Annotated in this window: 15 protein-coding genes; 9 read left to right on the top strand and 6 right to left on the bottom strand. The window is 44.5% G+C overall.

The genetic code is table 11. The features are described 5' to 3' along the window. Positions 1 to 638 precede the first annotated feature (638 nt). The 4 genes from IEW67_RS14860 to IEW67_RS14845 are packed head-to-tail and all read right to left on the bottom strand — an operon-like array spanning position 639 to position 5,322. Positions 639 to 1,661 (bottom strand): aldose epimerase family protein, encoded by a 1,023-nt coding sequence (locus tag IEW67_RS14860; protein ID WP_308430739.1) that lies wholly within the window; start codon positions 1,659 to 1,661, stop codon positions 639 to 641. A gap of 3 nt (positions 1,662 to 1,664) precedes the next feature. Further along, positions 1,665 to 3,146: a UDP-glucose--hexose-1-phosphate uridylyltransferase gene (galT, locus tag IEW67_RS14855; RefSeq protein WP_188633872.1), complete on the bottom strand. Its 1,482-nt coding sequence runs from the start codon at positions 3,144 to 3,146 to the stop codon at positions 1,665 to 1,667. A gap of 7 nt (positions 3,147 to 3,153) precedes the next feature. Next, positions 3,154 to 4,146, bottom strand: a complete 993-nt coding sequence (gene galE / locus IEW67_RS14850) for a UDP-glucose 4-epimerase GalE (protein ID WP_188633871.1) — start codon at positions 4,144 to 4,146, stop codon at positions 3,154 to 3,156. Then, positions 4,147 to 5,322, bottom strand: coding sequence for a galactokinase (locus IEW67_RS14845; protein WP_188633870.1), 1,176 nt, complete (start codon positions 5,320 to 5,322; stop codon positions 4,147 to 4,149). It abuts the gene before it with no gap. Between the two features lie 240 nt (positions 5,323 to 5,562). Here IEW67_RS14845 and glcP point away from each other — a divergent pair, with 240 nt between their 5' ends. From glcP to IEW67_RS14820, 6 genes are all read left to right on the top strand, one after another. Beyond that, entirely contained in the window at positions 5,563 to 6,951 is a 1,389-nt protein-coding gene (gene glcP, locus IEW67_RS14840) for a glucose transporter GlcP (protein ID WP_188633869.1), read from the top strand. A gap of 18 nt (positions 6,952 to 6,969) precedes the next feature. Continuing rightward, positions 6,970 to 7,962, top strand: coding sequence for a LacI family DNA-binding transcriptional regulator (locus tag IEW67_RS14835; RefSeq protein WP_188633868.1), 993 nt, complete (start codon positions 6,970 to 6,972; stop codon positions 7,960 to 7,962). 18 nt (positions 7,963 to 7,980) lie between these two features. Further along, the gene (locus IEW67_RS14830; RefSeq protein ID WP_188633867.1) at positions 7,981 to 8,838 is read left to right on the top strand and encodes a hypothetical protein; all 858 of its coding nucleotides are present in this window, start codon (positions 7,981 to 7,983) and stop codon (positions 8,836 to 8,838) included. A gap of 448 nt (positions 8,839 to 9,286) precedes the next feature. Next, on the top strand, positions 9,287 to 9,826 hold the full coding sequence (locus tag IEW67_RS18220) for a hypothetical protein (protein ID WP_229671881.1): 540 nt from the start codon (positions 9,287 to 9,289) through the stop codon (positions 9,824 to 9,826). Between the two features lie 90 nt (positions 9,827 to 9,916). Continuing rightward, complete coding sequence (locus tag IEW67_RS14825; RefSeq protein ID WP_188633866.1) at positions 9,917 to 13,339, top strand: hypothetical protein; 3,423 nt, start codon at positions 9,917 to 9,919, stop codon at positions 13,337 to 13,339. A 418-nt stretch (positions 13,340 to 13,757) separates the two neighbouring features. After that, positions 13,758 to 15,290, top strand: coding sequence for a BCCT family transporter (locus tag IEW67_RS14820; RefSeq protein WP_188633865.1), 1,533 nt, complete (start codon positions 13,758 to 13,760; stop codon positions 15,288 to 15,290). Positions 15,291 to 15,403: 113 nt separating this feature from the next. On the opposite strand, the gene IEW67_RS14815 is transcribed toward IEW67_RS14820, so the two are convergent. Both IEW67_RS14815 and IEW67_RS14810 read right to left on the bottom strand, forming a co-directional pair. Further along, positions 15,404 to 16,243 (bottom strand): YitT family protein, encoded by an 840-nt coding sequence (locus IEW67_RS14815; RefSeq protein WP_188633864.1) that lies wholly within the window; start codon positions 16,241 to 16,243, stop codon positions 15,404 to 15,406. Between the two features lie 251 nt (positions 16,244 to 16,494). After that, positions 16,495 to 17,367, bottom strand: a complete 873-nt coding sequence (locus IEW67_RS14810; RefSeq protein WP_229671880.1) for a LysR family transcriptional regulator — start codon at positions 17,365 to 17,367, stop codon at positions 16,495 to 16,497. A gap of 182 nt (positions 17,368 to 17,549) precedes the next feature. Here IEW67_RS14810 and mmgD point away from each other — a divergent pair, with 182 nt between their 5' ends. From mmgD to prpB, 3 genes are all read left to right on the top strand, one after another. After that, positions 17,550 to 18,659: a citrate synthase gene (mmgD, locus tag IEW67_RS14805; RefSeq protein WP_188633863.1), complete on the top strand. Its 1,110-nt coding sequence runs from the start codon at positions 17,550 to 17,552 to the stop codon at positions 18,657 to 18,659. Positions 18,660 to 18,781: 122 nt separating this feature from the next. After that, positions 18,782 to 20,218, top strand: a complete 1,437-nt coding sequence (locus IEW67_RS14800; RefSeq protein WP_188633862.1) for a bifunctional 2-methylcitrate dehydratase/aconitate hydratase — start codon at positions 18,782 to 18,784, stop codon at positions 20,216 to 20,218. Between the two features lie 18 nt (positions 20,219 to 20,236). Then, positions 20,237 to 21,154: a methylisocitrate lyase gene (prpB, locus tag IEW67_RS14795; protein ID WP_188633861.1), complete on the top strand. Its 918-nt coding sequence runs from the start codon at positions 20,237 to 20,239 to the stop codon at positions 21,152 to 21,154. The last annotated feature ends 819 nt before the right edge of the window (positions 21,155 to 21,973 follow it).

The following is a 21,973-nucleotide window of genomic DNA, read 5'->3' as shown; positions in this document are numbered from 1 at the left end:
CGGAACGAGGATTCATGACAACACTAAATAGGGTGATTTATGTCCATTTAACGGAATGAGGATCCGTTAGATATGGATATCCCAGTTTAGGCGGACCCTCCCTTCCATTATTTGCTTCTTTGGATCATGAGCCTGGGCAGTTACGGTAGAGGGTCGTCGAAACATGTTTCTGAAATTCAACATATGTTCCCGGCAAAAATTCAGCTGTGAACATTGTAGAGGAGAGATGTATCCGGCATATTATAAAGGCATACATGGACAGGAATACAAAAAATACAAATTATCGGATTTTCTCTAACGAAGATAGAAAAAAGGACTGGGCCGCACTTTGCCCGGTTTTTCTAACGCGCAGGCCCACTCTAGTGCGAAAAGGATGTTTAACCCGATCCCTGGCTATTAAAAAGGGTCAACACCAAAATCTATGGTTGAATTGTGAATATAGTAGTAAAACTAGCTAGCGGAGGAAAAACACGGAGACTCCTGTGGGAATGCGCAGTGTGAAGACCCCGCAGAAAAAGCGACCTTCTTTTTCGAGGAGGCTGAGGACAAGCCCACGGAAAGCGTAGTGTTTTTCCGAAGCGACTGCATACGTCAAAATGACATTTCATTTGTCAACTATAGATTTTGGTCAACAGCTATTAAAAAGAATATGTGATATAACTACGATACGTTTCTCCTGCTTCCACTATGACATTTGGAAAGCCTTCGTGATGGAGGGCTGCCGGATGGGCTTGGGCTTCAAAACATACGCCTGCGTATTTTTGTGATAATCCTTCGTTCAATTTCAGTCCTTCATCTAAACCGTTTGCAGTGTAAAGCACCATTCCCGGTTCGCTGGTGTGAATCTTCATGGTGCGTTCTGTGTTCGATTCCGAGACGGTTACTGCTCTTTCGTTTCCAAACATAAAATAATGATCATAGCCATTTCCGGCAATTTTTTGCTGTGCTGTTTCCGGTTTGAGGCCTTTGCCAAGCAACCGTCCATTACGAAAATCAAAAGGTGTATCAATCGGTTCAATCAGGTGTCCGGTTGGCATGAGTTCTTCGTCGAGTTCTGCAACATAATGACTGTCAAATTGAACCTGATGATCGTGTACCGTATTTTTCATATTGCCGCTTAAATTAAAATAGGTGTGATTGGTCAGAGCAACTGGTGTGTCCTGATCCGATTTGCCCCGATAATCCAGGGTGAGCTCATTGGTATTGTTCAACGAATAGGTTATCGCAAGCTCCAAATTCCCGGGATAGCCATTATCAAAATGTTTGCTCGTATGCGTGAGAACCAGGCTCACCTCATGTTCTGATTGGTATGTGTCTGCTTCCCAAATGACCTGATGGAGTCCGTTCGGGCCACCATGCAGATGGTGCCTGCCTTCATTTTTGGCCAGTTCGTAGCGGCTGCCATTAAGATAAAAACGGCCGTCTTTGATTCGACCTGCTACACGCCCGACTTGGGCACCTATATAATTGGCATTCTTCTCATAATCGGCATAATTGTTATACCCGAGTACAATATTTTCTGTATTGCCATGTTGATCCGGAACCATCATGTTTGTAATAATCCCGCCAAAATTCAAAATGCTGACGGACATGTCGTGATCATTGGTGAGAGTAAATTCTGTCCATTTGCTTTGGATATTTTTGGTTGTGATTTTCAACATTGTTCACCTGCTTTTCAGTGCTCTGATAAATCGGTCAAATGCTTCTTTCCCTTTGAATACACCAGCGTCTTCAAGCACTTTAGCAAACTTCATCCCCAACTCCTGTTGTAAAACAAAATCTGCATCATCCGAGCTGGAAAGAGTGCCATGCTCTTGTTTCATAGATTGTGCCCATTCTTGATGATAGTCAGCTATATCGCAGGGCTCATCAAGCAGCCAATTCCTGATTTCTGCAAGTTCATCTTTCAATCGTGGTGGTAAGACGGCCAGCCCCATCACTTCAATCAATCCAATGTTTTCCTTTTTAATATGATGGACATCCGCATGTGGGTGGAAGATGCCCATGGGATGTTCCTCAGATGTGCGGTTATTCCGTAAGACAAGGTCAAGCTCGTAAACCTCGCCACGCTTTCGGGCGATTGGTGTGATGGTATTATGTGGTGTATTACCCGAAAATGCTTGGATATCAGCTGTTTCATCTGAATAATTTCGCCACGTTTGCAAAATATGATCTGCTGCGCTAAGCAGTTGCGCTTTTTCCGTACTTGTCAGTCGGATGACTGACAAGGGCCAATGCAGAACATGGGCGGAAACGTGCGTATAATGTTCCAGCTTGAACGAAAAGGCCTCTTTTGCTTCGGTCATGGCAAACGTGTATCTGCCGCCCTGATAATGGTCATGCGTTAAAATTGACCCGCCGACAATCGGTAAATCCGCATTAGATCCGATGAAATAGTGCGGGAACTTATCAATAAATGCCAGCAGTCGCTCAAACGCCTGTTTGTCGATTTTCATATCACGATGTTCTTCAGCGAGCACAATGCAATGCTCGTTGTAGTATACATATGGTGAATATTGCAGGTACCAGTTCTCGCCAAGCAATGGAACGTCAATAACGCGGTGGTTTGCTCGTGCCGGATATCCAATGCGGCCGGCATAGCCCTCATTTTCAACACAGAGAACACATTTCGGGTAATCTATAGTTTTTTTATTTTCGCGTTCCCGTTTGATTTGCTCCGGGTCTTTTTCCGGTTTTGATAAATTAATGGTAATATCCAGGTCGCCATATGTTGTTGATGCTGTGAAATGACTGTTTTTTTCAATTCGCTTCATTTGAATATAGTTGCTATTCCGGCTCAGCCGATAAAAATAATCGGTAGCATCGGCAGGGGAATGTTTATATTTATCCTCGAATATGTTATTGATAACTGAAGGCCTCGCAACAAAGCAATTCATGATATTTGCCGCAAGAATTTCTTTGTCGTCAAGAACATCGTCTATGATGTGCTCTCTGGTGGCGTAGTCAACTAATTTATCAAGCAAATCGGGGATCGTTCCATCAGCTGCTGCATCAGCCGATTCCGGAAATGATTCCAACCGCAAAAGGTGCATCACCTGATTGCGTACATAAATACAGTCACGTTTTTCGATCAGTCCGTTATCGATTGCCCTTTGAATCAATCCATTCATATCCTGATAAATCATGATATATCTATCCCTCCTGATAGCCGTTTGGACGCGCGGAATGCCAAGACCAGGCATCTTCCATAATCTGTGTGATAGATGTTCGCGACGGACGCCAGCCAAGAACCTGTTTGGCCTTATCAGAACTCGCAATGAGGGTGCTTGGATCACCTTGCCGGCGCTTTCCGATTTTTGCAGGAATATCCTTACCCGTAACATTTCGAGCAGCGTCAATCATTTCTTTTACTGAGAATCCTTGACTGCTTCCGAGATTGAAGATGTTGCTTTGACCGCCGTCCTTCAAATGATTCATTGCTTGGATGTGTGCCTGAATCAGGTCCTCGACATGGACGTAATCCCGGATACACGTGCCATCTGCTGTATCATAGTCATCTCCGAAAATGGAAATATGTGAGCGTTGCCCGAGTGCGGTCTGCAATATAATGGGCACAAGGTGTGTTTCGGGGCGATGGTCTTCACCGATTTCGCCGGATTCCCTTGCTCCTGCTACATTAAAATACCTTAAAGAAACATACTTGATTCCATAGGCCTGCTCGGTCCATTTCATCAGTTTTTCCATCGTCAGCTTTGTTTCGCCGTAGGTATTCGACGGTTTCGTCTGCATGACTTCGGTAAGTGGGATGGATTCCGGCTCGCCATACGTTGCAGCCGTGGAAGAAAACACGATACGATTCACACTGTGCTCGGTCATTGCTTGCAGTAGAACCTGCGTGCCGTATACATTATTGTCAAAATACTTTAGCGGCTTTTCCATGGACTCACCGACAAGAGAATTGGCTGCAAAATGCATAACGCCATCGATTGATTCCTTATCAAAGACATCGCGGAGAAATTTGATATCCCGGATGTCTCCCTGGTAAAAGGAAGCGTTTGGATGGATGGCTTCCACGTGTCCGGTTTCAAGATTATCAATCACGACGACATTTTCTCCTTTATCAATCAGTTGATATACCGCATGAGAGCCGATATATCCTGCACCGCCTAATACAAGAATATTCATTTAAAGCACCCCTTCTGTTATTTCTTTAGCACCGTCACTGATGGAAGCCGTATAAAATGTCGGTTCATAGCCGATTGTTTTGGTGTAGATGTGATTGACATTCGTTTTAAAGGTGTCTGTTTTATCTTGATGCACAATGGCGATGGCACAGCCGCCAAAACCGGCTCCTGTCATCCGTGCCCCAATGACGCCTTCTTGTTGCCATGCAGCTTCCACGATTGTGTCCAATTCCGTACCGGTTACCGCATAATCATGCTGGAGCGACCGATGTGATGCATTGATTAACTGGCCAAATCCTTGCAAATCCCCTTCTTTTAACCGCTTTAACGCTTTTAGTGTGCGGACGTTTTCCGTAACAGCGTGTTTGGCGCGTCTTTGATCGCTATCGTTTTGGATGAGGTGTTTGTGCGTATTAAACTCTTCATTTGATAAATCGCCCAGGCTTTCAATGGAAAGTTCTTGCTGTAAATCGGCCAGCGCCTGTTCACACTGCTCGCGCCGCTCATTGTACTCGGACCCTTGCAGTGTGCGCTGTTTATTGGTGTTCATAATGATAATAGCGTGATTATCCAGTTTGATGGGTGCGTAGTCATAATCCAATGTCTGACAGTTTAATAGAACAGCATGATCTTCTTTTCCCATACCAATGGCAAATTGATCCATGATACCGCTGTTCACACCGATATAGTCGTTTTCAACCTTTTGCCCGAGCTTGATAAGATCAATCCGATCAAGCTTTAAGTTAAATAGGTATTCCAGCAGTACACCGGTTGTCATTTCAATTGAAGCAGAAGATGAGAGCCCGGCGCCATTTGGAATATCACCATAATACAGGATATCAGCACCATATGCTATCGTATGTCCTGCCTCGGCAAGGTACTTTATCATTCCTTTAGGATAGTTTGCCCAATCATGCTGTTCATTGAACCTTAAATTGGAGAGGTCACATTCAATAATACCGTTATTTGGAAAGTTCATCGAATAGAAGCGGAATTTGCTATCATGTCGTTTCTTCCCAAGCGCGTATGTCCCAAATGAAATCGATGCCGGAAAAACGTGTCCCCCGTTATAGTCGGTATGCTCTCCAATCAGATTAATACGTCCAGGTGCAAAAAATGGGCGCGGTTCTTCACTACGATTAAATATTCTCCGGAACTCCCGGATAAGATTGCTCATGGAAATTCCCCCCTGCGTATAATACATACAAACGCTTACAATCTCTCGTTTCAGTTTACTACAGTGTCAGTAAATAGACAATAAAAATTTTGTTTATTTTAGTAAAAAAAACAATAAATTTGATTTGAAGAATGGCTGTGGCAGGAATTAGAAAAGTCATGCAAAAAAAGTAACCCTTTACATAAATAACATGAAAGCGTATACTGATTTTTGACATAAAGTATTTGGAGGTAATGAATCATGGGCAGTAAAAATATAGGTAAAAAAATGATATTTTTTCTCGGTGCTTTAGGTGGACTTCTATACGGTTATGACATGGGCGTTATATCAGGCGCTCTATTATACATAAAAGATGATATTCCACTGACGAGTTTTACAGAAGGGCTTGTTGTCAGTTCCATGCTGATAGGGGCCATTTTCGGATCAGGGTTCAGCGGCCCTTTGTCAGATAAGTTAGGACGACGCAGACTTGTCTTTATGATTTCCATTGTATTTATTGTTGGTGCGTTAACATTAGCGTTTGCCCCGAATATGGTCACACTCGTTGTCGGTCGATTAATTATTGGACTTGCTGTTGGGGGTTCCACTGCCATCGTCCCCGTCTATTTATCAGAAATGGCGCCGACAAAGTCACGGGGTTCGCTAAGTTCACTGAATCAGCTGATGATCACGATTGGTATTCTCTCTTCTTATCTTGTGAACTATGCTTTCGCGGATATAGAAGGTTGGCGCTGGATGGTCGGACTTGCTGTTGTACCATCCGTCGTGCTAATGATTGGTGTTATATTCATGCCGGAAAGTCCGAGATGGCTGCTTGAAAACCGCGGGAAGGAAGCGGCCCGTCGTGTTATGAAGCTGACACGAAAACCGAATGAAATAGAAAAAGAAATAGATGAGATGATTGAGATTAATCGTATTTCTGACAGCACATGGAATGTATTAAAATCATCCTGGCTGCGTCCAACACTGATTATTGGGTGTGCGTTCGCATTGTTCCAGCAGATTATTGGCATTAATGCGATCATTTATTATGCACCGACCATTTTTCATGAAGCCGGACTCGGTGATGTGACATCTATTTTAGGAACGGTCGGAATTGGGACTGTTAACGTGGTTGTTACCATATTCGCCATCATGATTATCGATAAAATTGATCGGAAGAAACTGTTGGTCACCGGTAATATCGGAATGGTTGGCTCGTTGATTATAATGGCCGGGTTAATTTGGACAATCGGTCTTGGATCAACTGTCGGTGCTTGGATTATTGTCGCTTGTCTATCACTTTTTATTATATTTTTCGCGTTCACATGGGGACCCGTACTATGGGTTATGCTTCCGGAACTGTTTCCGATGCGTGCCCGAGGTGCCGCAACAGGTATTGCTGCATTGGCGTTATCAATCGGAAGTCTGCTTGTCGCACAGTTCTTCCCGTTATTGACCGAAGTCATGTCAATTGAACAGGTATTTCTGATTTTTGCTATTATTGGGATTGCCGCATTAATCTTTGTTATGAAATATCTGCCGGAAACGCGCGGCCGAAGTCTGGAAGAAATTGAAGCTGATCTGCGTAACCGGACCTCAGCAGCGGAGGCGAGCAATGTAAAACGAGATGATCGTTTGCACAATTAACTGATCGGAGTGGAAGGAATGGCGACGATAAAGGATATTGCGAATAAAGTGAATGTCTCAATCGCTACTGTTTCACGTGTGCTTAATGATGACCCGAACTTGTCGGTAAGCCCGGAAACAAAACAGCGTATTTTCGAAACGGCCGAACAGCTGGCCTATACAAAACACATTCATAAAAAAACAAAGCAGCGCATGCGCATTGCTATCGTTCATTGGTATACCGAAACGGAAGAGCTGAATGATTTGTATTACTATTCGATCAGACAGGGTGTGGAAAAGAAGCTGGAAAGTGACCAATATGAATATATCCGTCTATTTCAAAATGTGGAAAAGAAGCCCGAGACCAAGATAGATGGCATCATCGCAATTGGCAAATTTTCACACCATCAAATGAAACAGCTGAAAGAGTGGAGTTCTCATGTTTGCTTTGTTGATAATTTTTACGCACTGCCGTCATATGACGCTGTTATCGCTGATTTTGAACAGGCAATAACCGGTCTTTTGACACATTTAACGGAACAGGGACATTCTAAAATAGGAATGCTGGCCGGGGAAGAAAAGGTTTCCGGCACATCCGACGTTTTGAAAGATCCGAGATATGAAACTTTTCGTAACGATATGCAAGCAAAGGGATTCTTCGATAAAACGTATTGTTTCAAGGGATTTTTTAACGTGGATTCCGGTTATGACATGATGGACAGGGCTATATGCACGTTGGGAGATGACTTTCCTACTGCATTTTTCTGTGCAAATGACGCCATTGCTGTCGGGGCATTACGTGCTTTGAAAGATCATGGGATTTCTGTCCCGGAAAGGGTGAGCATTATCGGATTCAACGATACCAGTGTGGCAAAGTATGTCTCGCCATCATTAAGTACTGTCAGGATTTATACGGAATTGATGGGAGAAACGGCTGTATCCTTGATGAAGGAACGGATTTTCCAGCAACGTACAGTGGCCAAAAAAGTCACGTTAGAAACCGAATTAGTTCTTAGGGAAAGCAGCCGGTGATGGGGAAGGAGAAATTCCATGCAAATAAATACGGTGTATAAGCAAGGAAATAGAAATGTAAACGAGGATGCTTATGTTGTCAATGAAACAACAGGAATCTTTGCAGCGATTGACGGTGCCACTGGGCTTGAAGGTGTACCGGGGTATATAGCCTCAGGTGCTGTTCAGCGCGTGTTGGATGCAGCGGGAGAAGGGGAGCCGCTTAAGCGAAAGGTGAAAACTGCCAATCATTTGGTCGGTAAGGAAACGGTGAAATACCTTGGGCTGGATAAGCGTGCTACGATTGAAGACGTTCCAAAAGAAAAACGGAGCACATGTGCGCTTGCAGCGATTTCAATAGATCAAGATGACTTACTGCTTGACTATGTGCACGCCGCAGATTGTATGATTTTTTTGCACTATGGGAATGGTGACATACGTACTGTTACATACGACTTGCTTCACCATTTTGATCAAAGAGCCATAAATGAACTGGTGACATTGCGCAATCAAAGAGCGGAGCAGGTAGACATGGCTGAAGCAAGAAAAAAAGTACAGCCCACTTTAATCGAAAACCGCTCCCTGCTTAACACCAGTGGTGGTTATGGTGTCATTGATGGCAGTGATGCTGCCTTACATCATCTGGAAAGTGGCAGGCTGTCCTTAAAAAAAGTTACCGGAATTCTATTGCTGAGTGACGGTCTAATGCTGCCAACAGGATTTGAAGAACATAATGCGTGGGAGAAATCCGCGGCGATTGCGTTTCATTCCGGGCTCGACGGATTACGCCGTGAAGTTGAAAATAGAGAAAACGATGATCCCGAGTGTGTAACATACCCCCGTCTAAAAATGAATGACGATAAGACTGGTATATTGATAGATCTAGTATCGGATTAAATGTTGCATAAGGCAATTTGGAAAAGCCCTTACAATCGTAATTTAACCCAAGGGTCTTGGACAGAATTAAGATATGCAATACTAAAGGCGAACGATACTCCGTTTTAGCGGAGGAAATATATGTAGACTCCCGCGGGAGGAAAGGCCTCGGTGAGACCCCGCTGTGCGTCAGCACGAGGAGGCTCAACAGCCGCCCTAAGGTGCGCGAAGTATATTTCCGGAGCGGGTTATATACTCTAACTAGTTCGGAATTTTTCTTATCAAAACGACTTCTGTCCAAGGCTGCTAGCGCCGCGAACTCGTGCGAGAGCGCCGCGAACTCGTGCGAGAGCGCCGCGAACTCGTGCGAGACTGCTCCGAACTCGTGCGAGAGCGCCGCGAACTCGTGCGAGAGCGTCCCGAACTCGTGCGAGAACGTCCTGAACTCGTGCGGGAGCGCCGCGAACTCGTGCGAGAACGCCCCGAACTCGTGCGAGAACGCCGCGAACTCGTGCGAGAGCGCCGCGAACTCGTGCGAGACTGCTCCGAACTCGTGCGAGACTGCTCCAAACTTGAGCGAGAACGCCGCGAACTCGTGCGAGACTGCTCCGAACTCGTGCGAGAGCGCCTCGAACTCGTGCGAGAGCGCCCCGAACTCGTGCGAGAGCGCCGCGAACTCGTGCGAGAACGCCCCGAACTCGTGCGAGAACGCCCCGAACTCGTGCGAGAGCGCCCCGAACTCGTGCGAGAACGCCTCGAACTCGTGCGAGACTGCTCCGAACTTGAGCGAGAACGCCTCGAACTCGTGCGGGAGCGCCTCGAACTCGTGCGAGAGCGCCTCGAACTCGTGCGAGAACGCCCCGAACTCGTGCGAGAGCGCCCCGAACTTTCAATAACCATGATGAGCTTAAGTGGAAAGTTTGGAGGATTAACACAAACCAACATCAAGCACAATGCTCAAAATTTGGAAATATTATTCAGATACTTCAAACAGTGTGATAGAATTTAAATCAAGCTTTGATGTCTGTTGCAGACTATATATCCAATTGCCGCTAAAACCCATTCCGGATGGTGCAGTGTAAGAGAAAGAAGGGTATTCATGGATCCATTCCAAATCAGATCAAAACAGCGAACCGTGAAGGAAGAGCTGGAGAAGCTGGAAGAATCGGAATATATATCATCTGACATATCCACACACGTCATTGAGGCACATGAACAGTATTATGCTGATCTTGAGCAACAGGAAGCGGATAAAGCAGAACAGGATATGCAGGACTCTGATGTAGATCTGTCATATGAAACTCTGGAAGCGAAGCCGATTAAGGAAAAGAAAACACTATCACCAAAAGAAATACGGGATCGCAATATTACCTGGTCATTGAATTTGGGTGTCGTTCTGCTTCTTATCGGTGGTCTTGTGCTTGCTACAAGTACGTGGGAGACGCTTGTCAGTTGGATGAAATCAGGATTGATTGCACTTGTCTCCTTCTTGTTTTTTGGACTTGCTTTCTTTACGAAGCGGATTTTAAAAATCGACAAAACGGCATTTGCTTTTTACGTGCTTGGTGGCTTGTTTTTGCCGATAGCGATTCTGTCGGTCGGATATTTTGAATTGCTTGGTAACTATTTTTCATTTTCCGGAGATGGGCGCTATTTATTCGGTGCCGCTGGTTGTTTTGCGATGCTGCCAATCTATCTTCAACTGGCCGACAAGTTATCATCACGGCTGTTTGTCTGGTTTTCATATATAACAGTCACTGTTTTGGCAGGATTTTTATTAGCGGCGCTATATGTGCCGGCTGATGGTTTTTACCTTGGTATCATGCTATTTAATGCATGCCTTATATTTCTCTGGTATCGGTTTAAGGATCATCCGCACCTCACACTATTTATGAAGGAATTTGTTCGCTACATCCAATGCAATTTGGTTTTATCTACCTTGATGATGCTCGTTTTTTACGATCAAGAGGTGCTGTATGGATTGAATGTACTGCTTACTGCGGTGTTGTACTTTGCCATGATGTATGTGACAGAGCATAAGGAATATAGTTTTGTCTTCAGTGCCATGCTTGTTTATGGCGCTTACCAGCTGATTGAATTTTCTGTTATGGATGCTGGCAGTGCGATTGTTTATGCATTATTGGGATTTGTCTTTTTACTGCTCCCGCGCTTTCTTGAAGATGATCATACGTTAACACGGATCTTTCGTTATACCAGTGCTGTTGTGTCTGTCTGTGCATTTATATATATCAGTATCGAAGGGATATTTTTGCGCATGAATGAGCCTTCGTTTATGCTTCTTCTGGCTTATGGGTTGATTGCGTTAAATTTTGCATTCCTTTCGAACATGACCAAACGGGCGTTATTTGCTTATTTGAGCCCTGTCTTTTTAATGAGTGCCTTCTATGAATTAGCTTTGTTTGGCCGGGAATGGTTCGATTATGATGAATTGATGCTTCCGTTATTTATCATGGCGTTACTCCTCTATGTTGGTTTTGGCTGTTTGATACAGCTGCCTTTTTTCCGGAGCTTGAAAAAAAGTTCCCGTGATGTTGGCGGTGTTGTGATGGTGCTGTTGCTGCTTGCTGATTTTCTTATTATAAACTGGTGGCAGGCAGGAACGATGCTGGTTCTCATTAGCATCACTGTTTTGTTTACGGAACGATATGAGGGAAGGACTGTCTTGGCACACAGTTCGTCATGGATACACGCCGTGTCATTGGGGCTTAGTGTCATGATGTTCTATGCCGCTGCCGGTGGTCAGTACACGCTGTATGGACCGAAGCCAATGGAAGCGGAAAGTTTTGTCTTGGCAGGCCTTGTTGTACTTTTGACAAGTGTCGGTTGGCACTATGTTAATCGGACAGTGTTTGCAAAGCACAGCTTTTTCTCAACGTATGGATTTTACGGACTGGGCATGTGGCTGACATTCAACTTTGATTTTGATGCTGTGCTACGTGCTGTCATCATGCTGGGCGGCGTCGCTCTGGCCTTTTTGCTGTATCGGGTGACAAAATGGGCTCTTGTAGCATACGTTGTCAGTGGCCTGTCGTTATTGTTTTATATGGCCACTCTTTATGCGGTTCATTCAGAAATGACGATTCAATCGGAGCTTCTCCAGTCATTGCAATTTGTGGCTGGTTCGGTTTTGCTTCTGATTGCTGGCGTCTTCGTTAGCACGTATGATGCTCATCTCCGGAATAGCTTTGGGTGGGCGGGACACTTATTTTTGCCGCTCGCACTCCTGATCAGTCTGCTCTTTTTTGAAGAAACAACGGTCTGGGCATTTTTCGTAGCTGTTGCCGTTTATGGTATAAGCCTTCGCTTTGCTCGGGCAGAATGGCTGATTTCAAGCTTTTTATATGGCGGGTTTACGGCGCTTTGGATCGGTGTTGTTCAAGCACTTGTAATCCTTGAACTTGCCGAACCGGTTCAATATGCGGCACTGCTTACGAGTATAGTGCTTGGGATTGGCTGGTATGTCAGTAAAGGAGTGTGGATGAGACGGATTGCTTTTTATGTGATTCCTTTTTCTGTATTGGGCATGTTTTTATTTACGCTCACGTGGGATTTTGATGCGATGTTATGTGGTGTGACTTTGCTTTATGCGGTGATGACGCTGTTTATGATGCATCGGGAAAAATGGGATATGTTTAACGCCGCTCCGCTTGTGCTTGCCTATAGCGCTTTATGGTTGTATGATGGGGCAATTCTGCTGCCGGAATATGCCATGCTGCTCAAACTCGTTGTGTTTGCCGTGGTGCTTTTGGCGGCTGGTTTGCTCATGTATTCGGCAATCTATCAGAAGCAAGCGGATCGGGAAATACCAGTCTTGATAGATTGGTATTCAGTTATTGGCTTTGCTGCGCTGTGCAGTTTATACGTTCTTTCAGTTGAGGCGTTGTGGGCAAAATTACTGCCCGGACTGCTGCTGTCACTTTATGTGATTTTGCAGCGGAAGCGTATGTTACATGTCCCGGCAAAATGGCTTGTGCTCGGAGCCTGTGTCTACTTGCTGCAACCCTATTATGTGCTGCTTGAAAATGTGCAGATTCCGGATTTAGTCGAACGCGAATGGTATGTATTACCATGGATTGCTGTGATTATTGCTCTGAAAAAAGTTGCTGGCAATCACTATAAACGACTTGTTAGCTATGGGCAGTGGGCCGTTCTCGTCATTGTTTCACTTCTGCTTATCCAGGATGGACTGGCAAGCTCGACCATTTATGATGCATTGATTATAGGCGGGCTTTCCCTTGTCGCGATGCTCGGCGGGATGGCATATCAACAAAAAGCTTTCTTCTTTGTCGGTGCAGGGGTGTTGCTGTTGAACATCTTTCTGCAAACTCGGTCCTATTGGGGCAACTTGCCATGGTGGGCTTATCTCCTGATTGCCGGTTCCATTTTAATGACGGCTGCGAGTTATAACGAATGGCATAAGCAGAAAACAGCTGATGGTAAAACAACCATGGTCTCCAAGGTTTACCAAAAGGTGATACAGAGAATCAGACGGTGGGAATAATGTCGGCAATGACAGTATAAGAGGTTGCCCAAAAAGTCCGGTAAACATGACACTTCGAATTTCTTCGTTGGCTTGTTTCTCCGCTCCTTGGAAAAGAACACCACTTTTCCTGCGTGCGATGCAGATTCATGGAAGCATTACTTATGCTCATGTATCTAAAGGCATACATTCCACTGCTCGAAACTGCGCCGTCTCGAACTTCTTGGTCCTTTTTATCCTCCTTTTTGAACACGCACTTTTACATATTTCACTAAAATTTACGTTTCAACTGCACAACGTTTAAAACGCTTGACGCATTTCTTTATACCCTGTATCGTGATTCATTGTGTTTTTTAATAAATTCTTCTCACAAGCGCATGCTAATGAAGAGGAAGACTCGCATGCGACGTGAGTTTTTTAAATTGGGAGGAACTCGTTTTTGGCAAATTTAAATAAGCGTAAGAATGGTCAAAGTATTGATAAAACTGTTCTTTTTCTCAGCGGAGGAGCACTGCTCGCATTTGTGATTCTCGCTTTGATTGATCAGGACATGGTGGCAGACAGTGTAAATTATTTATTTAATCTATCCGCAACTTATTTTGGAGCTATTTACCAATTTCTGATGTTGGGGACGTTCTTTATTGCGTTGTTTCTGGGGTATTCAAAATTTGGCAAGATTCGTTTGGGAAAGCTGAGCAAGCCTGAAATGAGCAATTTTAAATGGATTTCTATTATAATGTGTACACTTCTGGCAGCAGGTGGTGTATTTTGGGCTGCCGCTGAGCCATTGAGTCACTTTTTAACCGTGCCGCCTCATTTTTCCGGGATAGAGGCTGGTACGGCTGATGCGGTATCACCGGCACTCGCTGCCAGTTTCATAGACTGGGGATTTCTTGCATGGGCGATACTCGGTACACTTGGCACGTTTGTACTGATGTATGCTCATTATCACCGTGATAAGCCACTAAAACCGAGGGCATTGCTTTATCCAATTCTTGGCGATAAAATCATGAACAAAAGTGTACTTGGCGCCTTTGTAGACGTGTTTTCAGTGATTTCGGTAGCGGCTGGTACGATTGGTCCGATCGGATTCCTTGGCTTGCAGGCTGGATATGGGCTGAATGCCTTGTTTGGTGTTCCTAATAATGTATATGTGCAATCATTCATTATTATTGGTGTTGTGATTGTGGCAGGGATTTCTGCAGCTACCGGGATTCATAAAGGGATCCAGATCATGAGCAGTTATAATGTTATTCTGTCTCTCGTTATCGTTGGGGTAATTCTGGTGCTTGGTCCAGCACTATTTATATTCGATTCGTATTTGGAATCATTTGGCATATATGTCCAGAACTTTATAAGTATGAATACGTTCCGTAGTGATAAAGCATGGCTTGGGGGATGGACCGTTTTCTTCTTTGCCTGGTTCCTCGGTTATGCACCTATGATGGCTATGTTTGTCAGCCGTATTTCCAGGGGACGAACGATCCGGGAGATTGTGACGGCTGTTGCGGTCATAGCGCCAGTCGTGACAACGTTTTGGTTTACAATCGTTGGCGGAACAGGAATCTTTCAAGAGATGCAAAACCCGGGTTCTGTGTCCGAAGCCCTAAGTAACGCCGGTCCGCCGGCAGCGATGATTGCCATTGCAAATCAGATGCCATTTGGCACGATTATCGGGTTTCTGCTTTTATTGACAACCATTATTTTCGTTCTGACCACAACTGACTCGATGTCGCTCACGATTTCAATGGCTATCACCGGAAGTGGTGACCCGTATAAATCGTTGCGTGTTTTCTGGGCTTCCCTGATTGGACTTGTGGCAACTGTCCTAATAGTCATTGGTGAATCCAGTATCGGTGCGTTGCAATCCTTCATTGTGGTGACTGCTGTTCCGGTTTCCTTACTGATGTTGACCACATTCTGGAGTGCCCCGCGTGTCTGTCGGAAACTGTACAAAGAGCAGAAACTGTAAAGCAATGGGGCAAATGTGAGAATAGGCATTTCAATTAAAAAAACGTGGCTTTCACGTTAGATTGCGTGAGGCCACGTTTTTTAATAGAAGCGGGAGATCGGTGTAACTATTTTTTATGATTTTTTTGCCCAGGAGAAACTGCCGCCGAATACATCCCGGACGTCATGTATCACGACAAACGCTCTTTCATCGACTGTGTTGATGATGCGTTTCAGTTTCATGATCTGGTATTTATTAATGATGATATAGGCCATATCGGCATTTTCTTTCATGTAGCCTCCGTACCCCTCAAAAACGGTGGCACTGGTTTTCATTTGCTGAACGACTTCATCGGTTATTTCGGGTGCGTAGGCAGAGATAATACTGACAGCCTTGCGTGTGTCAAGGCCTTCCAGGATGATGTCTGTCGCTTTTTTGCCAACAAATAATGAAACAATGGTATACATGGTATTGAGCGGCCCGATGATGAAAAGCCCTGACGATACAATCGCTGCATCAAGTGCAAAATTTGTCCGTGTCAGGTCCAAATCAAAATTGTGATTCAACATTCGTGCAATAACGCTTGTCCCGCCCATGGAGCTGCCGGTTCGCAGGATAAGCCCCGCTCCAATGCCAATGAAAAAGCCTGCAAAAATAGCTGAAACAAGCGGATCGCCCAAAGAATCCACCTGTTGTTCCGTAATATAGATGAAGAATGAAAGAAGCGGTGCCGTGATCACGGTTAGAAATATGGTACGCTTTGGCAGCACGCGGTAACCTATCAGCAAAATAATCGATGCCAGTACAAAGTTTACAATACCTGGTGACCAGCCGAATGCGTAGTACAAGATAATGGATAATCCGGGCAATCCGCCGTCTGCGAGATTGTTAGGAATTGCCAGGAAAGTCAGTGCCAACGCATAAAGCATTGTACCAGCCACAATCATGGTTAAATCAATCACGAGTTTCCTCATCTTCTTCATCCCCCTTGTTTACTACCTTGTTTAACTGGGAAAGTTATTTACCGCGTATATTGGAAACAGTTTAGCATGATTTATTTTACTTCAGCAATCATTTAGGGACAGTAAGGCAGAAGCGATGTGGCCATCAAAGACACCTCCGGACATGAAATGATTATTGCCAAACATGGGCGCGAAACCGGAAACATGTTCCCGAGAGCCAAAATATGAGCCGTGAGAACTCGATCCCATGAACGAACGTGTTGCTACAAATCTTTGACATCGAGTGTTTTGATGAATTGGACGAATGCTTTAACAATGTTCATCTGGAGGGAGTTTTCATGGTAATACATCCATGTTTTGCGTGTAATGAGTTCGCCTGTTGGCTGGTGCAGATTTTTAATGATAAGGTGGGGATACGGGCGCACGACAAGGTTTGCCATAATGGCGTACCCAAGATTGTTGATGATCATTTCTTTAGCGGTTTCTACCTGGTTCACCTGAATATTGATGTTCGGGTGTTCCTTATAATTGCTGTACCACCAGTTATCGGCGATGCTTTTCATTTTGCCGTCGGTGCGATAATCGATGCGTGGGAGCTTTGGCAACTCTGACCAATTGAATTCCCATGGTGATGCGATACAGACTTCTTCCTCGTATAGTAATTCTTTTTCATCATTCCAATTATAGTCGCCTTTGATGAAACAAATATGAATGTCATGATTTAAAATCCGCCGGTGTATGTCACTGCTCCAGCCGGTAACAACCTGAAACTCCACATTCGGATATGTTTGCTTGAATAATCGCAGTATTTTGGGCATTTTGTTTAACGCGAAAAAGTTGGAAACACCAACTCTTAATGTTCCCGCTACCTGCTGTTTCATATTATTCAGTTTTTCTTCAATATTAATCTGTTCACGTAGCATTTTTCGGGCATGAAGAGCAAGTTCTTCCCCCTCAGGTGTGAATGTGATGCCACGCTGTTTTCGGATAATCAGCTGCACACCATAATAGTCCTCCAGACTCTTTATACGGGTTGTCAATGTCGGCTGTGATAAAAATAGGCGTTTCGCAGTTTGCGTGATATTTCCGGTAGCATATAGCGCATCAAGCATCTCCCAATTTTGATACTTCAACACATTCAGTCCTTTTCTCTGACATTAAAATTTTTAATGGCTAATTATTAAAATTATATATTTTTATAATTGTAAATTCAACTTTATAATTGAGTTATAGAAATTACTGAAATATGTGAAACTCGGTGTTTATTATGGAAAGGTTTTCGTCAAATTGCTCGCAATATATTACGAGGGGGATAAATATGAAAACGGACGAAACATTTGCTCCGGGGTTAAAAGGTGTTATTGCTTGTGAGACAGGCATTTCGTTGTTGGATACAGAACAGGAAAAAATCATTATCAGAGGGCATGATCTGATTGATTTATCACAAGGGAAAACGTATGCAGATATGGTTTATCTATTATTGGAAGGGGCGCTTCCGGACGATTCGGAAAGAAAGAAGCTGGAGGACAAACTGAAAGCACATTATGATGTTCCGGAAAATGTGACGGAGATACTGAAGATGCTTCCGGAAAAAACGCATGCCATGGACGGACAGCGTACGGCCATTTCAGTACTGGCCGGCTATGATGAAAAGATTGATGATCGCTCCACCTCAGTGAACAAGGAACGTGCCTATGAACTATTGGGCCAATTGCCGATGATCACAGTGAACAGCTACCGCATTCTTCATGGAAAGGCCCCCGTGAAGCCGGATCCTGAGCTGTCATACAGTGCCAACTTTTTGTATATGATTACGGGTGAAAAACCGACAGAACTTCAAGCTGATATATTTGATCGTTCTCTGTTGTTGTACAGTGAACATGAAATGCCGAACTCGACCTTCACATCAAGAGTGATTGCGTCAACGAATTCGGACATGTATGGCGCATTGTCCGGTGCGGTTGCTTCACTGAAAGGCAATTTGCACGGCGGGGCAAATGAGGCCGTGATGCACATGCTGAATGAGGCAGATTCGGTTTCCGGCTTTGAGCAATTAATGAAAACCAAATTAGAGAATAAAGAGAAAATCATGGGCTTCGGACATCGGGTATATATGAACCGGATGGATCCGCGTGCGCTGGTTATGAAAGAGTCACTCAGGCAGCTTTGTGATTTAAAAGGAGATCACACACTTCTTGACATGTGTGAAGCCGGTGAAGAAATAATGAAAGATGAAAAAGGACTCTATCCCAACCTTGACTATTATGCGGCACCGGTATATTGGATGCTTGGGGTTCCAATTCCACTCTATACACCAATCTTCTTTAGTTCCAGGACTGCCGGCTTATGCGCACACATCATTGAGCAGCACGATAACAACCGCCTGTTCAGGCCACGTGTTAAGTATACCGGAAAAGAACTGGAATAGTGAATTAACTATCATTTTAAGGAAAGTTTTATTAGAGGAGCAATCGGTATGGCCGGTTGCTTCCAGTTTTGCCGGTTTATGAAAAGAACTATTCTATAAAACTATCAGAAAGGGCGTTGACAATGGAAAACGTGAAAGAAAAAAAGAAAGTTGATACGGTATTGGAGGAGATAGCTGATTATGTATTAAATCAAGATATTACGAGTGACGAAGCCTTTTCAACGGCCCACTATGTCCTGATGGATACACTTGGCTGCGGTATTTTGGCGCTGAATTACCCGGAATGCACAAAACTTCTGGGGCCAATTGTTCCTGGTACAACAGTTCCTGATGGGACAAGGGTTCCAGGTACGCCGCATGTGCTTGATCCTGTACAGGGGGCATTTAATATTGGCACCATGATTCGCTGGCTTGATTATAATGATACGTGGCTTGCGGCAGAATGGGGACACCCGTCAGATAACCTGGGCGGTATTCTGGCTGTGGCAGATTACCTCAGTAGAAAACGCATCAGCAATGGTAAAAAACCGGTTGCGATCCGCGAAGTGCTCGAAATGATGGTTAAGGCACACGAAATTCAAGGTGTTCTTGCCTTGGACAACAGTTTAAATCGAGTGGGACTAGACCATGTGCTGTATGTAAAAGTAGCAACGACTGCCGTTGTCACGAAAATGCTCGGGGGAAACAAGGAAGAAATCATGAATGCATTATCCAACGCCTGGATTGATAATGCTAGCTTGCGCACGTATCGTCATGCACCCAATACCGGTTCAAGAAAGTCTTGGGCGGCGGGCGATGCTACGAGCAGAGGTGTTCGTCTGGCCATGATGGCTGTGAATGGCGAAATGGGATATGAAACAGCATTAAGCGCACCTGAATGGGGCTTTCAAGAGGTGTTGTTCAATAAACAAGATGTAACGATAAGCCAGCCATTCGACAGCTATGTTATGGAAAATGTATTATTTAAAGTAGCTTATCCTGCTGAGTTTCATGCGCAAACAGCTGCCGAAGCGGCCGTTCAGCTTCATCCGCAAGTCAAGAATCGTTTAAATGATATTGATAAGATTACCATTACAACACATGAATCAGCTATTCGGATTATAGATAAGAAAGGACCGCTTTATAACCCTGCTGACCGTGACCATTGCATTCAATACATTACGGCAATTGGCCTGTTAAAAGGTCATGTGACAGCGGAGGATTATGAAGAAGAAGCGGCGGCTAATCCCATGATCGATACATTGCGGGAAAAAATGACGTTGACAGAAGACAAAACTTATACGAAAGATTATCTTGACCCGGAAAAACGTTCGATTGCGAATGCCGTTCAAATTCACTTTAACGATGGCACTGTCACAGATAATGTGGAAGTGGCGTATCCATTGGGTCACAGATTCAGACGGGAAGAAGCAATGCCGGAATTGCGGAAGAAGTATTCCTATAATCTGTCCACAACATTTGCGAAGAAACAGCAGCAGGAAATTGAAAAGGCAAGTTTTGACTACCATAGCCTGTCTGATATGGCAGTTCATGACTTTGTTGATCTTTTCGTTAAGTAAAAAGGAGGCATAAAGCTTATGGCATGGATTGTTGATTCTTCATCAACACAAGAGGAACTGGCAGAAAAGTTTCGAGAACGGATAAAACGCGACGATATATTACAGATTCCCGGAGCCCATGATTCAATGGCGGCACTGATGGCGAAAAAGGCAGGTTTTCAATCACTTTATTTGTCAGGCGGAGCATATACGGCAAGCCTCGGGATGCCTGATTTAGGAATGATCCAGTCAACGGAGGTGGCAGAGCGGGCGAAAGAATTGGTTCGTGCAGCCAATCTGCCCGTACTCGTTGATATCGATACGGGGTTCGGCGGTGTTCTGAATGTCGCCCGAACCGCTGCAGAAATGTACGAGGCCAAAGTCGCTGCCGTACAAATAGAAGATCAGCAGCTTCCGAAAAAGTGCGGGCATTTAAATGGGAAGAAGCTGGTTACAAAAGAAGAACAGGCACAAAAAATTAAAGCGATCAAAAAGGTGGCGCCCTCACTTGTTGTCGTGGCACGCACCGACGCTAAGGCGGTTGAAGGAATAGACGCTGCTATCGAGCGCGCCGCGTTCTATGTTGAAGCTGGTGCAGATGCTATCTTTCCGGAAGCATTAAAAACGGAAGAAGAGTTCAGTTCATTTGCAGCAAAAATTGATGTGCCGTTGCTTGCGAACATGACCGAATTTGGCAGAACACCTTATTATACTGCACAGGAATTTCAGGATATGGGTATGAGCATGGTTATCTACCCGGTAACATCTATGCGCGTAGCCGCTAAGGCTTATGAGCGCATTTTCAACATGATTATGGAAGAAGGAACACAAAAGGGAGGCCTTTCCGATATGCAAACACGGGAAGAGCTTTATGACACTATATCCCATTACGGGTTTGAAGAACTGGATAACACTATCGCCAAAACAATCATAGAAGACATCAAAATTGATGAGTGATGTGAGAGATCAGTTGACCTGAGGTTGCTTTTGGGACTGCAGAATAAACCAAAAGGCCTGTGTAAGATGTGAATAGCGGAACGAGGATTCATTCTGTCCGGAAAATCCAACTTCGGCGGTTCCTCATTCCGCTATTTGCGTCAATTAAAGCTTTTCCAGCACGTTAGCGGTTCCTCATTCCGTTATTTCCTCTTTTCACCTTAGTTTTCCCCTGTTTTTACCCGAATAACGGAATGAGGATTCATGACAGCACTAAATAGGATGATTTGTGTCCATTTAGCGGAACGAGGATCCGTTAGATATGGATAATCCCGTTTAGGCGGCCCCTCTTTTCTATTATTTGCTTCTTTGGATCGTGGGCTTGAGCAGTTACGGAAGGTGACCGTCGGAACATGTTTCTGAAATTCAGTATATGTTCCCGGCAATTAGCTGGAACATTGTGGAGGAGAGGTGTATCCGGTATTTTGTAAAGGCATGTATGGACAGCAATACAAATCATCGGATTTTCCCTGACGAATATATAAAGAAAAGAAAACCGGGCCGAACTTTGCCCGGTTTTTCTGATAACGTCAGAAAGTATATAATTTTAGCCCTATTGATACTTCGTCGAATATTGCCACGTCCGGCTCTAGCACTAATGCTGTAGCGTGACTCCTCGATAAGTCAATAGCGGTTCGCTTGCGCTCCTAAAGAGTTTCCTTTATCTCCCGTGGGCCCTGATCGGCTAAAACCGCCGCGATAGTTTTGCCCTGTTTTCACACGAATAGCGGAATGAGGAACCGTTCGGTATGGATAGTCCAGCTTTGGCGGATCCTCATT

Origin of the sequence: Lentibacillus kapialis, from assembly GCF_014646635.1 — a bacterium.
Classification (GTDB): domain Bacteria; phylum Bacillota; class Bacilli; order Bacillales; family Amphibacillaceae; genus Lentibacillus; species Lentibacillus kapialis.
The sequence above is the reverse complement of the archived record's forward strand: the minus strand, read 5'-3'. Positions and strand labels throughout refer to the sequence as shown.

What these genes read in the sequence shown, in the direction of transcription:
- IEW67_RS14845 (WP_188633870.1), bottom strand. Translation starts at nt 5,322, where the DNA reads ATGAGCAATCTTATCCGGGAGTTCCGGAGAATATTTAATCGTAGTGAA.
- glcP (WP_188633869.1), top strand. Translation starts at nt 5,563, where the DNA reads ATGGGCAGTAAAAATATAGGTAAAAAAATGATATTTTTTCTCGGTGCT.
- prpB (WP_188633861.1), top strand. Translation starts at nt 20,237, where the DNA reads ATGGCATGGATTGTTGATTCTTCATCAACACAAGAGGAACTGGCAGAA.
- IEW67_RS14800 (WP_188633862.1), top strand. Translation starts at nt 18,782, where the DNA reads ATGGAAAACGTGAAAGAAAAAAAGAAAGTTGATACGGTATTGGAGGAG.
- galE (WP_188633871.1), bottom strand. Translation starts at nt 4,146, where the DNA reads ATGAATATTCTTGTATTAGGCGGTGCAGGATATATCGGCTCTCATGCG.
- mmgD (WP_188633863.1), top strand. Translation starts at nt 17,550, where the DNA reads ATGAAAACGGACGAAACATTTGCTCCGGGGTTAAAAGGTGTTATTGCT.
- IEW67_RS14825 (WP_188633866.1), top strand. Translation starts at nt 9,917, where the DNA reads ATGGATCCATTCCAAATCAGATCAAAACAGCGAACCGTGAAGGAAGAG.
- galT (WP_188633872.1), bottom strand. Translation starts at nt 3,146, where the DNA reads ATGATTTATCAGGATATGAATGGATTGATTCAAAGGGCAATCGATAAC.
- IEW67_RS14835 (WP_188633868.1), top strand. Translation starts at nt 6,970, where the DNA reads ATGGCGACGATAAAGGATATTGCGAATAAAGTGAATGTCTCAATCGCT.
- IEW67_RS14830 (WP_188633867.1), top strand. Translation starts at nt 7,981, where the DNA reads ATGCAAATAAATACGGTGTATAAGCAAGGAAATAGAAATGTAAACGAG.
- IEW67_RS14860 (WP_308430739.1), bottom strand. Translation starts at nt 1,661, where the DNA reads ATGTTGAAAATCACAACCAAAAATATCCAAAGCAAATGGACAGAATTT.
- IEW67_RS14815 (WP_188633864.1), bottom strand. Translation starts at nt 16,243, where the DNA reads ATGAGGAAACTCGTGATTGATTTAACCATGATTGTGGCTGGTACAATG.